Origin of the sequence: Psychrobacter raelei (genome assembly GCF_022631235.3) — a bacterium.
Taxonomy (GTDB): Bacteria; Pseudomonadota; Gammaproteobacteria; order Pseudomonadales; family Moraxellaceae; genus Psychrobacter; species Psychrobacter raelei.
In genome coordinates this window covers 843,912-858,060 of the sequence record NZ_CP093310.2, presented here as the reverse complement: position 1 = coordinate 858,060, position 14,149 = coordinate 843,912, and the positions used below count along the sequence as shown (strand labels likewise).

General features: G+C 44.2%; 14 protein-coding genes. 8 read left to right on the top strand and 6 right to left on the bottom strand.

The window, feature by feature from the left end:
- Window positions 1-34: 34 nt before the first annotated feature.
- Complete coding sequence (gene iscX / locus MN210_RS03665; protein WP_011959921.1) at window positions 35-244, bottom strand: Fe-S cluster assembly protein IscX; 210 nt, start codon at window positions 242-244, stop codon at window positions 35-37.
- Window positions 245-390: 146 nt separating this feature from the next.
- Window positions 391-948, bottom strand: a complete 558-nt coding sequence (locus MN210_RS03660) for an acyl-CoA thioesterase (protein WP_110816238.1) — start codon at window positions 946-948, stop codon at window positions 391-393.
- 332 nt (window positions 949-1,280) lie between these two features.
- Here MN210_RS03660 and MN210_RS03655 point away from each other — a divergent pair, with 332 nt between their 5' ends.
- Both MN210_RS03655 and groL read left to right on the top strand, forming a co-directional pair.
- The gene (locus MN210_RS03655; protein ID WP_011959919.1) at window positions 1,281-1,571 is read left to right on the top strand and encodes a co-chaperone GroES; all 291 of its coding nucleotides are present in this window, start codon (window positions 1,281-1,283) and stop codon (window positions 1,569-1,571) included.
- Between the two features lie 146 nt (window positions 1,572-1,717).
- Window positions 1,718-3,364, top strand: a complete 1,647-nt coding sequence (gene groL, locus MN210_RS03650; RefSeq protein WP_011959918.1) for a chaperonin GroEL — start codon at window positions 1,718-1,720, stop codon at window positions 3,362-3,364.
- Between the two features lie 271 nt (window positions 3,365-3,635).
- Here the strand turns inward: groL and yaaA are convergent, their stop codons facing one another.
- A complete protein-coding gene (gene yaaA, locus MN210_RS03645; protein ID WP_338412570.1) occupies window positions 3,636-4,448 on the bottom strand; it encodes a peroxide stress protein YaaA in 813 nt (270 codons plus the stop codon).
- Window positions 4,449-4,975: 527 nt separating this feature from the next.
- On the opposite strand from yaaA, the gene MN210_RS03640 reads away from it, so the two are divergent.
- From MN210_RS03640 to MN210_RS03625, 4 genes are all read left to right on the top strand, one after another.
- Window positions 4,976-6,109: a Re/Si-specific NAD(P)(+) transhydrogenase subunit alpha gene (locus tag MN210_RS03640; RefSeq protein WP_338412569.1), complete on the top strand. Its 1,134-nt coding sequence runs from the start codon at window positions 4,976-4,978 to the stop codon at window positions 6,107-6,109.
- A gap of 166 nt (window positions 6,110-6,275) precedes the next feature.
- Window positions 6,276-6,593: a proton-translocating transhydrogenase family protein gene (locus tag MN210_RS03635; protein ID WP_338412817.1), complete on the top strand. Its 318-nt coding sequence runs from the start codon at window positions 6,276-6,278 to the stop codon at window positions 6,591-6,593.
- Window positions 6,594-6,613: 20 nt separating this feature from the next.
- Window positions 6,614-8,002 carry an NAD(P)(+) transhydrogenase (Re/Si-specific) subunit beta gene (locus tag MN210_RS03630; RefSeq protein WP_110817291.1) on the top strand — a complete coding sequence of 463 codons (1,389 nt, stop codon included), beginning with the start codon at window positions 6,614-6,616 and terminating at the stop codon, window positions 8,000-8,002.
- A gap of 282 nt (window positions 8,003-8,284) precedes the next feature.
- Window positions 8,285-9,001, top strand: a complete 717-nt coding sequence (locus tag MN210_RS03625) for a DUF3108 domain-containing protein (protein ID WP_110816235.1) — start codon at window positions 8,285-8,287, stop codon at window positions 8,999-9,001.
- 86 nt (window positions 9,002-9,087) lie between these two features.
- Here the strand turns inward: MN210_RS03625 and MN210_RS03620 are convergent, their stop codons facing one another.
- Complete coding sequence (locus MN210_RS03620) at window positions 9,088-9,519, bottom strand: hypothetical protein (RefSeq protein WP_155586512.1); 432 nt, start codon at window positions 9,517-9,519, stop codon at window positions 9,088-9,090.
- 3 nt (window positions 9,520-9,522) lie between these two features.
- Window positions 9,523-10,161, bottom strand: a complete 639-nt coding sequence (wrbA, locus tag MN210_RS03615; protein WP_155586513.1) for an NAD(P)H:quinone oxidoreductase — start codon at window positions 10,159-10,161, stop codon at window positions 9,523-9,525.
- A 269-nt stretch (window positions 10,162-10,430) separates the two neighbouring features.
- Here wrbA and MN210_RS03610 point away from each other — a divergent pair, with 269 nt between their 5' ends.
- Window positions 10,431-12,047: a YihY/virulence factor BrkB family protein gene (locus tag MN210_RS03610; RefSeq protein WP_338412568.1), complete on the top strand. Its 1,617-nt coding sequence runs from the start codon at window positions 10,431-10,433 to the stop codon at window positions 12,045-12,047.
- Between the two features lie 97 nt (window positions 12,048-12,144).
- Entirely contained in the window at window positions 12,145-13,428 is a 1,284-nt protein-coding gene (locus MN210_RS03605; protein ID WP_011959909.1) for a cation:proton antiporter, read from the top strand.
- 36 nt (window positions 13,429-13,464) lie between these two features.
- Here MN210_RS03605 and MN210_RS03600 read toward each other — a convergent pair whose 3' ends face one another.
- Window positions 13,465-14,073 carry a GNAT family N-acetyltransferase gene (locus MN210_RS03600; protein ID WP_338412567.1) on the bottom strand — a complete coding sequence of 203 codons (609 nt, stop codon included), beginning with the start codon at window positions 14,071-14,073 and terminating at the stop codon, window positions 13,465-13,467.
- Window positions 14,074-14,149: the final 76 nt, after the last annotated feature.

Genomic DNA, 14,149 nt, shown 5'->3' with positions numbered 1-14,149 from the left:
ATACTTTAAATAGACTTAGCTTTATAAAAATTAGCTAGTCTGCCTCATCAATCCAGTTCATTTGAATGGCCTCAAGAATGCCTTCGTTCGACTTTTGAGGGTCATCATCAAAGTTTTCAAGCTCAGTTACCCAGCGGTGCAAGTCGGTAAATCGAATATATTGTGGGTCGGTATCTGGAAACTTCTCAACAAGCTCGATAGCGATATCGAGGCTGTCAGTCCATTTTAATTTTTGCGGCGCCATAACGCTGTCCTTATTTTATTCATCAGTTTTTTATATAAAAAGCTCATAGGAACGACTCACCCGTCCTATTTATAAGCTCAATTTTATAAGCTCAATCGTAACAAATTTGCCAGTTGGTATATAGCCTGTTTTTTCAAAATAGGTTGTTACTGAGACTTGATAGCAGTTTGGTTGGCATTCCAAGTGTTAATAACTTCGGTCAAATGCTCACCTTGCATGCCAATACTTGAGGGCAGCTGCTTGCCTTTTTTATTCATCAACACAAATTTGGTGAGACCAACGGCCATCAACGTATTTTTGACATAAAAGTGGTGCTGAAAATAAACGTATTTTTCATCCCACCCCTCTAAAGTACTAGTGACCGTCATTTTACTCAAAAACTTGATTTGTTTGAGATATACCATCTCTTGCATCGAGATAATCCAGTCCATGCTCAGCCCGCCTAGACCGTTTTTTTTGAGGATGTTGTACAGCCAAGCGGTGACATTGAGCTCAACAAAAGACAAATAGCGGTAGTTGGGCAGGTGATCTCGAAACCCCATATCATGCGGCAGTACGCGATAGCTTCGGCTAACGGGCGTGAACAACTCCGCTTGTGTGAGTTTTGGTTTTTGAGCGGTGGTGACGCTGTCAGCGGATGGCCGCTGCTTTGACTCTTGTTTTAATAAAGCCAATAAAATAAAAAAACGAATAAGCATGTTCATAAGTCACTCTCCCACCCAAATACCGCGTTTTTGACCGATTAAAAGCGGATTTTTAGTCTATTACTGCCTAAAATAACCGAGGTTAACATAAAACCTAATAATCCATGTAGGCGTTAGTCTATACAGGCATACCTCACTTGTCAGCTTTGTTAATAAAAAAAATTACTTTTTTAAGGTTGAAAAGATACTCAATCAACCCCACTTTTAGGACAACCCCATAGCTCATAGCAGAATGCAATCGTTACCCTTGATATTCTGTTAAACAACAATATTTTTATGAGTGATATGGGTAAACTTTTATCAACTTAATTGAACTTTTAATGGAGTGAACAATGAATATTCGCCCTTTACATGACCGCATCGTTGTCCGCCGTGTGGAAGAAGAACAAAAAACGGCCGGCGGTATCTTATTGCCAGGTTCTGCTCAAGAAAAACCATCACAAGGTGAAATCCTTGCTGTGGGCAATGGTCAAATCCGTGAAAACGGTGAAGTACGTGCTTTAGACGTAAAAGTTGGCGATAAAGTATTGTTTGGTCAATATGCCGGCCAAACCGTAAAAGTTAACGGCGAAGAATTATTAATCATGAAAGAGTCTGACGTATTGGGCGTACTAGAAGGTTAATCTACACGATTATTGACCTTCTTTTTTGGGATAAACAGATGGCATAGACAATCCAATATTACAAAAACAGATTGGCTAAGCTTACGCGTTCTACCAGACTATTATAATCAAACACTCATTAACTAAAATAATTGGAGAGTATTCTCATGGCTAAAGACGTAAAATTTGGCATTGACGCTCGTAAACAAATGATGGACGGCGTTAACGTTCTAGCAAACGCTGTAAAAGTAACCCTAGGTCCTAAAGGCCGTAACGTGGTTATCGATAAATCTTTTGGCGCCCCTGCCATCACTAAAGATGGTGTTTCTGTTGCTAAAGAAATCGAACTTGAAAACAAATTTGAAAACATGGGTGCTCAGCTGGTACGTGAAGTGGCGAGCAAAACCAATGATGTGGCCGGTGATGGTACCACGACTGCAACTGTATTGGCTCAAGCTATTCTTGTTGAAGGCATGAAATCTGTTGCTGCTGGCATGAACCCAATGGATCTTAAGCGCGGTATCGATAAAGCAGTTGCTGCTGCGGTTGAAGAGATCCACAACATCTCTACCCCAGCTGATGACTCTAAAGCCATTGCTCAAGTGGGCTCTATCTCTGCTAACTCTGACACCAAAATTGGTGAGCTAATCGCTGAAGCCATGGACAAAGTGGGCAAAAAAGGCGTTATCACCGTTGAGGAAGGGTCAGGCTTTGAAGACTCATTAGAAGTGGTTGAAGGCATGCAGTTTGACCGTGGCTACATCAGCCCATACTTTGCAAACAAGCAAGACAGCCTAACTGCTGAATTTGAAAACCCATACATCCTACTTGTTGACAAAAAAATCAGCAATATCCGTGAAATCGTGCCATTACTTGAGCAAGTAATGCAGCAAAGCAAGCCACTATTAATCATCGCTGAAGATGTTGAAAACGAAGCATTGGCTACTTTAGTTGTGAACAACATGCGCGGTGGTCTAAAAACTTGTGCCGTGAAAGCCCCAGGTTTTGGCGATCGTCGTAAAGCCATGCTACAAGACATCGCTATCTTAACTGGTGGTACGGTGATTTCTGAAGAAGTGGGCATGAGCCTTGAAACAGCAACCATCGAGCAACTAGGTACCGCTAAGAAAGTAACCGTTGGTAAAGAAAACACGGTTATCGTTGATGGCGCTGGCAACAAAGCTGATATCGAAGCGCGCGTTGAGTCAATCAACCGTCAAATCGAAGAGTCAACTTCTGATTACGACAAAGAAAAACTACAAGAACGTGTGGCTAAGCTTTCAGGCGGCGTTGCTGTGATTAAAGTAGGTGCTGCTACTGAAACAGCTATGAAAGAGAAGAAAGACCGTGTTGACGATGCGCTACACGCAACTCGTGCTGCGGTAGAAGAAGGCGTGGTACCTGGCGGTGGTGTGGCTCTAGTACGTGCACTAAATGCACTTGCTGACCTAAAAGGTGACAACGAAGATCAAAACGCAGGTATCAATATTCTACGCCGTGCGATGGAAGCCCCTCTACGTCAAATCGTAACCAACGCAGGTGATGAAGCGTCTGTTGTGGTTAACGAAGTGAAAAACGGTTCTGGTAACTATGGTTACAACGCAGCAACTGGCGTCTATGGCGATATGTTAGAGATGGGTATCCTTGATCCTGCTAAAGTATCTCGCTCAGCACTAGAGCATGCTGCCTCAGTAGCCGGCTTAATGCTGACCACTGAAGCGATGATCACTGATAAGCCACAAAGTGATGACCCAATGGCAGGCATGGGCGGCGCTGGTATGGGCGGCATGGGTGGTATGGGCGGCATGATGTAACTTTCATGAGCAAAATGGCTGCGTACAGTATTGCCCATAAAGCTCGATGTACTTGATGTACAATCTTTACTTTATATCCTGCACTGTACGTTGCCATTTAGTTTAGTCCATAAAAGATCGTTTATACTGTTTTAGAGCTACCCTACTATTTGCTTAATATCGTTTAGGTAAGCAAAATCCAGTAGTAAATAAACCCCGATAGGCAATCGCTTATCGGGGTTTTTTATTGGCTTATTTACTTTAATTCGTTGACTTTAAAAATCATTTCGAATTACTGACTGGCCTCATCGCGTCTAAACACCCACGTTTTATCATCAGACAGCTCATCTACATAATAGTAGCCGGCCAAATCAAACTGCTTTAAGTCTTCCGCCTTGGTAATTTTATTATCAGCTGCATATCTCACCATCAGACCGCGTGCTTTTTTGGCATAAAAGCTAATCACTTTGTATTTGCCATTTTTCTCATCTTCAAAACGGGGGGTGATGATAGCCGCATCCAGTGATTTTTTCTTCACCGCTTTAAAGTATTCGTTTGAGGCAAGGTTAATTAGGATATTATCTTCGCCCTGCTCACTTGTGTCTTTCATACGCTGATTGATCACATCCGTAATATGCTCGCCCCAAAACTCATATAAGTTATCGCCTTGCTTATTTTTAAGCTTGGTGCCCATCTCCAAACGGTAAGGCTGAATCATATCCAGTGGCTTTAAAACGCCATATAACCCTGACAAAATACCTAGGTGCTCATTTAAATACACAACGGTTTGTTTATCCGCACTATACATATCAAGACCGGTATAGACATCACCATCAAACAGGTAGCCGGCTGGTTTGGCATTGTCTTCAGTAAACGGTTTGTCCTCGCTCCACGCCCAGTCTTGATTGCGCTGTGCATTAAGCTGTGCCAAATCATCAGAGATACTCATAAGCGCTTGTAAATCTATTGGCTCCTTTGATTTCAAGATTTTCATCAATGCTTGAGCATCTTCAATTAGCTCAGGCTGACTATAGTAATTACCGACTTTCACCGACACTGCATCTTTTTCATTTAAGCTCTTAGCAGGAGACAATATAAAATACATAACTTTATCCTTAGCCTTGTGCGGTTAAACCACATGCTTTAACTGATATTTTTGATTGTTATTAAACATAAGTCATCTTTTGCGCTGCTACGATAAGCGCAAGCAGGCTAAGCCTATCATAACTTGTGGCACAGTGACAGATAGCCACTGCCTATAATTGTCTTCATACACCCACTTTTCATCTGCCATCTTGCCTTTGAGCGCCTATATTTTGCAGTCAACCTTGCCTGCTTTTTACACGGTTATAGATAAAACTTAGTTATATATAAAGCTGTGTTGTCAATACTATATAAATTAAAGTTTGTTAATAAATTTAACTGGTTGGTCATGTTTCTACGATGATTTTTTTTAATTTATATTCTTATAATAAATATCGATGATGGTATTTGAATAACCATTTATTAAATTGATAACCCTTGGTTGTAGTTAACACAACCAGAGGTTTTTGACCGCCAACCCCATTGCGATCAAAGAACCGACTTAGACAAGCGGAAGGTTTAGATCAATCACATAAGCTAGGAGCGAATATGATAATAGGCACAATACAAGCCAAGCAGGCATTTGAAGGTCGTGTTGCCATTACGCCAGATGCGGTAAAAAAGCTTACCAAACTGGGCCACGAGGTGATGATTGAGTCGGGTGCCGGCCAGCATGCCTATTACGATGACACCGCATATACCAACGCCGGAGCCCGTGTCGCTAGCGAATCTGAAGTGCTGTCGCAATCTCATATTATTTGTGTGGTGCAAAACCTAACTGGCGAGCAAATATCTCAGCTGTCATCAGGCAGTATTGTGATGGGTATGCTTGACCCCTACCGCAATGACCAACTCGATAACTATGCCAAGCAAGGCACTACCGCTTTTGCTATGGAATTATTACCACGTACCTTATCTCGTGCTCAAAACATGGATGTACTCTCCTCACAAGCCAACCTTGCCGGCTATAAAGCTGTGCTTATGGCAGCCAATGAATACGCGCGTCCCTTCCCTATGTTTATGACCTCTGCTGGTACCGTAAAACCTGCCAAAGTGGTTATTTTAGGTGTGGGTGTGGCAGGCCTTCAAGCCATCGCTACGGCTAAACGCTTGGGCGCTGTGGTAGAAGCCAGTGACCTACGCCCTGCTGCCAAAGAGCAGGTCGAGTCCTTGGGCGGTAAGTGGCTTGATGTCCCGATGAGTGAAGAAGAAAAACAAAAGGCCAAATCAACCGGTGGCTATGCTTGGACACCCTCTGAGCAGTACATGAAAGATCAAGCGGCTGTGGTCGATAAAGCGGTATCAAATGCGGACATTATTATCACAACGGCGCAAATTCCTGGCCGTAATGCCCCGCGTCTGGTGCATAAGACTACGCTGGATAAGATGAAAGCTGGCTCCGTATTAATTGATATGGCAGCAAGCTCAGGCGGTAACGTGGAGGGTACGGTATCAGGCGAAACTGTGGTTACAGAAAACGGCGTGCGCATTATTGGTGCCGCCAATATTCCCGCCACACTTGCGGCGCAATCATCGGACTTGTACGCAAACAACTTGGTGAATTTTATTGCCACCTTATTTGACAAAGAAAATGACAATGCACTGACTATTAATCTTGAAGATGAAATTCAAGGGGCATTAGCAGTGACCCATAACGGTGAGGTGCTTTTACAACGTAGATAGTGGTCCTATAAGTCTGCAAGGATTGCGATGACTCGCCACTCACTTGTGAAAAATAATCAAGCACACTATACGAAAAACTTTAGAAAGACATTAGGAGAAGATTATGCTTGCTACGTTATTAGCAACCGCACCACTGGGGGTAGCCGTGACAGGGGGTACTCCGTTTGTGGCCATATTTACAATTTTTGTTCTGGCTATCTTTGTGGGTTATTACGTGGTTTGGGGAGTTACCCCTGCCCTACATACACCGCTGATGGCCGTGACCAATGCCTTATCCAGTATCGTTATCGTTGGCGCCATGCTGCAGACCATCCATATCGATGGCAGCGCACTGTCTATGACCAGTATTTTGGGCGCTTTTGCGGTATTTTTAGCCAGTATCAATATCTTTGGCGGCTTCGCGGTGACTGAGCGTATGCTTGCTATGTTTAAACCAAAAGCTAAAAAAACCATCAACACTGAGCCAAAAGGAGGTGATGCATGAATCCAACTGACTTAACCCAAATGAATTGGATTGCAGCCCATGCCGATTGGTTCTATTTAGTAGGCGCCATCTTATTTGTGCTAACCTTACGTGGCCTATCAAGCCCTAAGACCGCTATTCGTGGTAACCGTTTAGGTATGGTGGCCATGGCCATCGCTGTGATCACCACCTTCTTCTTAGCTGATGGCCCGGTACTGTGGTTAATCATCGGTGCCATGGTATTAGGCGCTTTGGTGGGGATGTGGAAAGCCAAAACTGTGGCCATGACTCAGATGCCAGAGACGGTAGCCTTGATGCACTCCTTTGTGGGTTTGGCAGCAGTGGCTATTGCCTTAGCGACGGTATTAAATAGTACTCATGATCACAGCACCATCGCCCGTATCGAGCTATTTATCGGCTGCTTTATTGGTGCCATTACTTTCTCAGCCTCTGTCTTCGCCTTTGGTAAGCTTGCCGCTAAAAAATGGGCAAAAACTTTGACCGGTGGCTGGGTCAAACCAGTTCAGCTTATCTTATTTGTGGCCATGATTGGTTGCGGCGGCCTGTATTTTGTTACGGACTCTATGCCGGCCTTCTACGCCATGACTTTTTTTGCAGTGATCTTTGGTTGGATGTGGATTGCCCCTATTGGTGGCGGTGATATGCCGGTTGTGGTCTCACTGTTAAACTCATTCTCAGGTTGGGCAGCAGCCGGTATTGGTTTTACCTTAGGTAACTCAATGCTTATTATTGCCGGCTCACTGGTGGGCTCATCAGGTGCTATTTTATCTTATATCATGTGTAAAGCCATGAACCGCTCACTGCTTAACGTCTTGTTTGGTGGCATGGGCACAGCAGCAGCGGCAACCGGTAGTGATGACGGTGCACCAAAAACTTATAAGTCAGGCTCTGCTGAAGATGCCGGCTTCTTAATGAGTAATGCCAGTGATGTTATCATCGTACCTGGCTACGGCATGGCGCAAGGCCGTGCGCAAAACGCTGTAAAAGAGTTATATGAAGTCTTAAAAGAGCAAGGCGTAAATGTTCGCTTCGCTATTCACCCTGTGGCAGGTCGTATGCCAGGTCATATGAACGTACTGCTTGCTGAAGCCGATGTGCCTTATGACGATATCTTGGAGATGGATGAAATCAACTCAGATTTTCCAAGTACCGATGTGGTATTGGTGATTGGGGCAAACGATGTGGTCAACCCTTCTGCCAAAGATGATCCTAGCTCACCTATTTTTGGTATGCCAATTTTGGAGGCATCCAAAGCACAAACAGTGATGGTTATCAAACGCTCAATGAGCACAGGCTATGCCGGCCTTGATAACCCGCTGTTCTATTTAGACAAAACCATGATGATCTTTGGTGATGCTAAGAAGATGGTAGAGGAGATGGTGCGCACTATTAATGGTGGTGGTCACTAACGCTATCTTGCACAGACAATCTGTCTGGCACAGGGCCCATATAAACAGTGGTTTAAACATAAAAAAGACAGCTTAGGCTGTCTTTTTTTATGGCAAGTACAGTCCCAATTGTGCCAGACATACATTACTGTGGGTAATCAGCGCCTAACTCTTAGAAAGGATTGCTAACAAAACACCTTCAATACTGCCCTTGGAAATGTAACAAGGTATGACCATATATAAGGTATAGTACGCAGCATAGACATAGCGTTAAATATCATCAAAAAAATAAGGGCACCAACAATGCTTAACACATTAAAAAATATCAATACCAAAAAATTAGCCACTACTTTAGGTCTAGCAACTGCCACTGCGGTAGCATCTACTGTGTCTATGGCGGCAAGCACCTTAACCCCTACTACAGCAGATTACAACTTCACTGCTGAAGGTAAATACAAAGGTACTGCCACTCGCAGCCTCACCAAATCAGGTAACAACTGGAACTATAAAATGAGTGCCAAAGTGGCAGGTGTGGCATCAGCCAATCAAAATAGTAGCTTTATTTTAAGTGGTAACAGCATTATCCCAACCAGCGCCAGTACTACTTATAAGTTATTTGGTGTGGGACGTACCCACAAGGTTGCTTTTAGTGACTCAGGCAAAAAGGTCGTTAGTACTTACCGTGGCAAGTCTTACAATCTTTCTGCGCCCAATAGAGCTTTTGATGACTTAAGCTTAGAGGCTCAAATCAGACAAGATCTCTTAACGGGCAAATTCACTGGCAACTACTATATGGTCAAAAAAGATAAGGTTGAAAAAACCCCGTTTAAAAAGGCGGGCAATACCAAGATAACCGTGCCTGCAGGTACCTTTGATACGGTACGTGTCGATCGTATTCATGATGACAAGAGTCGCTCCACCAGCTTCTGGCTAGCCCCAAGCTTAGATTATCTTCCTGTCAAAGTCGTCCAAAGCGATGACGGTAAAAAAATGGAAATGGAATTAACCAAGGTGCGTTAATAGCGACAACATATTGCTAACAATAGATAATACAACAATCCCCCGTCAGCTCATGGCGGGGGATTGTTGTCTCTGTTTGAAAATCTCTAGCCATTCATAGAGGGCAGCCGCTTTAACAGCTTAAATAAACCCATATTAATAGCGAGCAGCAATAGCACATCTAGGCCATATACCCAGGCCACACTGATACCACTGTCATAAAATCTTGAAAATAAGGTCACACCGCTTGCACCCAAATATACCAACGTCAGCATACTGCTCATCAATAGTGCGTAAGGCGACTTGCCTTTAAGCATCCAAGGAGTAACAATCAAGGCGGGTATCAGCCATAAAATCTGCCAGGCGATACCGCCGATGATATCAGGATGAGCCGGCAATAATAGCCCAAGCAAAACAGGTAATCCAAGAGACCTATAGATAAGCCAAACCAACCAAATTATGCGCAGCTTGGCTTGTAGGTTGGCAATCGCCACTACGTTCTCAGCTGAGGCTCTATCCAACGTTTTTTTATTCGCCATAATTTATGACCACGTGGCGTTGATCAGGGCTTTGGTCGCTTGAGCCAAACGTTTTCCTTGAGCGATAGCCAAAGTGCGCTCATCTTTGGTGACCGGCTGATCATGGGCACTACCGCTAACATGACTAGCGCCATAAGGGGTGCCGCCACGATTGGTGCGTCCCAGCTCCGGATTAGAATAAGGTAGCCCCAATACCATCATGCCATGATGCAGCAGCGGCATCATCATGGTCAATAAAGTCGTCTCTTGCCCACCATGCATGGAGCCGGTACTGGTAAACACGCAAGCGGGTTTGTTCTGTAGGTTACCTGCCAGCCATAAGGTCACTGTGCTGTCCCAGAAGTGCTTCATCGCACCTGCCATATTACCAAAATGAGTGGGGCTGCCTAACGCTAAGCCTGAACAGTTCTTTAAGTCAGATAGCGTGCAGTATAAATCGCCTTCATCGGGAATGGCAGGCTTGGCGACCACAGTCTCTGCCGCGACTGTCGGCACAGTGCGTATACGCGCGGTCATACCCGCATCTTCAATCCCTTGAGCAATGGCATAGGCCAACGCTTTGGTGGTGCCATGCTGAGAATAATAAAGCACAAGCACATAAGGGGTATCCGTAGACTGCATGGGGGCTACTGGGTTTGTCATATCACATTACATCCGATGAATTAATTATTGTATAAAACTAAATCTGCAGGCAAGCATCGGGCGACAGATTGCTTTATCTATACCAAATCTGCACACAACCGCTAAGCGCTCGTCATCTGCTTACCATTATCATATCATTAAGAAACAAACAATCTTCACAATCTGGTTATCAATTTTTGTTAAACTAGCCACAATTTTTACTACACCAGACTGATAATTCGATATTTTTATTAACTTTGCCCTCTTAACTGACTGACACTGACACTAATATGGAAAAACTGTTAAAAAAACTGCCTTTTTATGACCATACTTGGTTTAACTTCCTGCGCTTTTTGATTGGTAACTTTATAAAAGATGATGGTCAGCAAAAAGCGGCTTCTTTGACCTATACCACTTTATTATCCATTGTACCTATTTTAACGGTTTTGTTGATGATTTTGTCTTCTGTGCCGGCTTTAGAGTCAGTACGTGAGCAGATTTCAAACATTATCTACAGTAACTTGCTGCCTCAATCTGGGCTACAGGTTTCTGAATATATTAATAACTTTGCCGAGAAATCGAGCAATTTAACTGCCATTGGTGCACTTGCTTTATTTGTGACCACCATCATGACCCTCACCACCATTGAGCGGGCATTTAACCAGATTTGGCGGGTAGAGGATCGCTCAGGAGGTATTAAGAGTATTTTACGTTATTGGACCATCATTACCCTAGGTCCTTTGGTATTAGGCACCGCCTTTTTGGTCTCAAGTGCCGTGCAAAGCTTAAGTTTTTTGAACCAGCAAGTTGCCGGTTATGGTATCGACTGGGGATTTTGGGTGCAAGTGGTATCTTTTGCTGTCACCATTGCTGGTTTTATCGGTATGTATTGGTTTATCCCAAAAGCTAAAGTGCCGCTAAAAAATGCAGCGACTGCAGGGGTATTTGTGGCGGTTACCTTTGAGTTATTAAAATACTCATTTGGTATCATCATGAGCAATTTTACCAGCTATGAGGCAATCTACGGTGCCTTTGCTGCCTTGCCTATTTTCTTATTATGGATTTACTTGTCTTGGAACTTGATCCTATTGGGTGTTGAGATTAGCTATACGCTCACTATTTTTGCCACCAGCGAAGTCTATCCGCGTCATCCATTATTAAGCTTACTAGACATGCTCAACTTAGTACACGACCGCTACCAGCAAGGCAAGGATACCTCTGAGGAGGATTTGCGCAGTGTGTTGGGACGTAAGGAGCTGCCAAAATGGTTCACTTATCTCAATTACCTCAAAGATGCTCACTTAATCACTGAGACTGACGAGGGTAATTATGTACTCAAAAAAGATTTAGATAACATAACCTTATGGGACTTTTATCGTACTTTGCCCTATCCGCTGCCCATTAAAGATGAGCTCGATGAGGTCTGTGCCAATGCACGCACTCCGTGGTTAAGCTTACTGGTGCAACGCTTTGTCCAAACTGAGAAGCATGCCAGACAAGAGCTGGATATTCCTTTAGCAAAAATATTTGCGCACAGCCTACCCCGTGAAAAAGTAGAGGTATCTCACTCCGTATTCTCTGCGCAAGATGCTGATGCTAAGCGTACTACAAACCAATCCACCACAGCCGAAGGTGGCAGACAGAACGCAGCAGCAGATGGCAAATTTGATGCGCAGCCCTTTGACCCTAATGCCGATGTGCTGCCCGATAGTGACAGTAAAGAGGCAACCAATCCCCCGGATGCGGATATCAAGGCTGCCGCTGCCAAAGGCACGGTTAACTCAGCTCAGCACTCTAAGCATACCGAGACTGCCAAACAAGAGCATAAAAAGACAGGCCTACTGGGTTTGTTCTCACATGATAAGGATGCGCCGATCATCACCGAAGATGATAACCCTAACAAGTAGCTTTTTTTATAGGATTATAAGATAGGCAAGATTGCTTTAAACCTTGTTATCCGTACCCATAATATGACCCATTACGCCACCAATTAGGCTTAGATTTATGCAACATGCCACCGACTTAAGTTTGTTAGAAATCAGTGCGGTTTTTTTGAGCCTGACGGCTTTATTGGCCTACCTCAATAAACGCTTTATCGGCTTGCCTACCAGTATTGGTGTCATGGCTATCTCTTTAGTATTGTCTATTTTTGCCATTTTTTTGGGTCTATTGGGCTTTGATAAGCTTATTGATTATGAAAAAGGGCTGCTTGCTGAGTTGGATTTTACCGAGGTTTTGCTCGATGGTATGCTGTCTATGCTGCTATTCGCTGGGGCGCTACATATTAATCTAGGAGACTTACGTACTTATAAGCTGCCCATTGCTATTTTGGCTTTATTTGGCACGTTGGTGTCCTCGCTGCTGATCGCAGCGGCAGTCTATTTTACGCTGCCCCTATTTGGCTTTGAATTAAGCTTTATTTGGTGCTTGTTATTTGGTGCGCTTATCTCCCCTACAGATCCCATTGCGGTTATGGGTATCCTAGCCTCAGCTGGCGCTCCAAAGAGCTTAGAGACGGTGATTGCCGGCGAGTCGCTATTTAATGATGGTGTTGGGGTAGTTATTTTTGTGCTGCTACTGGGTATTTTAAACAGTGGCGACATTCCCACTACCGGATACATACTGCACTCTTTAGCGGTAGAGGCTGGCGGCGGTATTTTATTTGGCCTGATATTGGGGGCAATCTTGTACTATCTGCTCAAAAGTATCAATAGCTATCAAGAGGAGGTGCTGATCACCTTGGCTGGGGTACTGGGTGGGTATGCGCTGGCCAGTCACTATCACCTATCGGGCCCACTGGCCATGGTAATGATGGGTCTGATGATCGGTAACAAGGGCCGCGCCTATGCCATGAGTGACCAGACCCGCCATTATGTGGATCTGTTTTGGGAGCTGGTCGATGAGATTCTAAATGCCATTTTATTTGTGCTCATTGGCCTAGAAGTGGTGGTGATTGCCTACTCAGGTAATTTATTCATGGCCGCAGCTTTGGCCATTGTGATTGCCTTATTGGCGCGTTATATCGTGGTGGGTTTGACCACAAAAACCTTTAGAAAGCAGCTGGATTTGCCCACTGGTGCTTGGAAAGTACTGACTTGGGGCGGTCTGCGTGGGGGGATTTCAGTGGCCTTAGTGCTGCAGCTGCCATCAAGCCCTGAACGTGATGTGCTGCTTGCCCTCACCTACGCCATTGTGATTTTCTCAATCTTAGTTCAGGGCTTAACGATTGGCAAGGTGGCCAAAAGCATTGCGCCTAGCAAACAAAAGGTATTAGGGCCAGGTGCTTAATGCTAAGCTTTATATTTGTCCTAATTTATGGCTAGGTTATAAGCGCTTGCCCAAAATAACGATATCTGCATAAAAACCTTGCATGTCACAGACGCTCGGCAGGCGGCCCCAAGGCTCAAAGCCAAACTTATTAAACAAAGCGATACTGGGCTGATTATGACCAAATATTAATGCTAGGATATTTTGGATACCCAAGCTTGGTGCTTCCTGCATCATCCAAGTTAACAGCAAGCTGCCTAATCGGCGACGATGAAACTGTTGGCCCACATAAATACTGATTTCACTACTGATGTCATAGGCACTGCGACTTTTGACATCACTAAAGCTGCCCCAAGCCATGACGTCATCTTCCTGGTTTTTTAGCACATAAATGGGACGAGTGGGATGCTGATAGTGCTCATCGAACCAAGGCTGTCTATCGGCCACAGTGACTGAATGAAGATCGGCAGTTGAGGCTTTGGTTGTGATACTTTGATTGTAAATCTCCACAATGGCTGGCAAGTCGGCTGCAGTCGCCAGTTTAATAACAAAGGGTTGGTTTTGGCCATCAAGCTGATAACCATTTTTGTCATTGAGGTTGCTGGCATTAAGGTTGCCGTCAGATGTAAAGTGGGCTTGGCAGTCAGAGGCATGCTTATTGGACATAGAGTAATTCTCACAATAATCACCCAAGACTCATTTTGAGCCTCAGAGACGTTAATTTTACATTATAATGGGCACT

Excerpts from the sequence above, each read along its gene's own strand:
- iscX (WP_011959921.1), bottom strand. The coding sequence starts at position 244 with ATGGCGCCGCAAAAATTAAAATGGACTGACAGCCTCGATATCGCTATC.
- MN210_RS03660 (WP_110816238.1), bottom strand. The coding sequence starts at position 948 with ATGAACATGCTTATTCGTTTTTTTATTTTATTGGCTTTATTAAAACAA.
- MN210_RS03655 (WP_011959919.1), top strand. The coding sequence starts at position 1,281 with ATGAATATTCGCCCTTTACATGACCGCATCGTTGTCCGCCGTGTGGAA.
- groL (WP_011959918.1), top strand. The coding sequence starts at position 1,718 with ATGGCTAAAGACGTAAAATTTGGCATTGACGCTCGTAAACAAATGATG.
- yaaA (WP_338412570.1), bottom strand. The coding sequence starts at position 4,448 with ATGTATTTTATATTGTCTCCTGCTAAGAGCTTAAATGAAAAAGATGCA.
- MN210_RS03640 (WP_338412569.1), top strand. The coding sequence starts at position 4,976 with ATGATAATAGGCACAATACAAGCCAAGCAGGCATTTGAAGGTCGTGTT.
- MN210_RS03630 (WP_110817291.1), top strand. The coding sequence starts at position 6,614 with ATGAATTGGATTGCAGCCCATGCCGATTGGTTCTATTTAGTAGGCGCC.
- MN210_RS03625 (WP_110816235.1), top strand. The coding sequence starts at position 8,285 with ATGCTTAACACATTAAAAAATATCAATACCAAAAAATTAGCCACTACT.
- MN210_RS03620 (WP_155586512.1), bottom strand. The coding sequence starts at position 9,519 with ATGGCGAATAAAAAAACGTTGGATAGAGCCTCAGCTGAGAACGTAGTG.
- wrbA (WP_155586513.1), bottom strand. The coding sequence starts at position 10,161 with ATGACAAACCCAGTAGCCCCCATGCAGTCTACGGATACCCCTTATGTG.
- MN210_RS03610 (WP_338412568.1), top strand. The coding sequence starts at position 10,431 with ATGGAAAAACTGTTAAAAAAACTGCCTTTTTATGACCATACTTGGTTT.
- MN210_RS03605 (WP_011959909.1), top strand. The coding sequence starts at position 12,145 with ATGCAACATGCCACCGACTTAAGTTTGTTAGAAATCAGTGCGGTTTTT.
- MN210_RS03600 (WP_338412567.1), bottom strand. The coding sequence starts at position 14,073 with ATGTCCAATAAGCATGCCTCTGACTGCCAAGCCCACTTTACATCTGAC.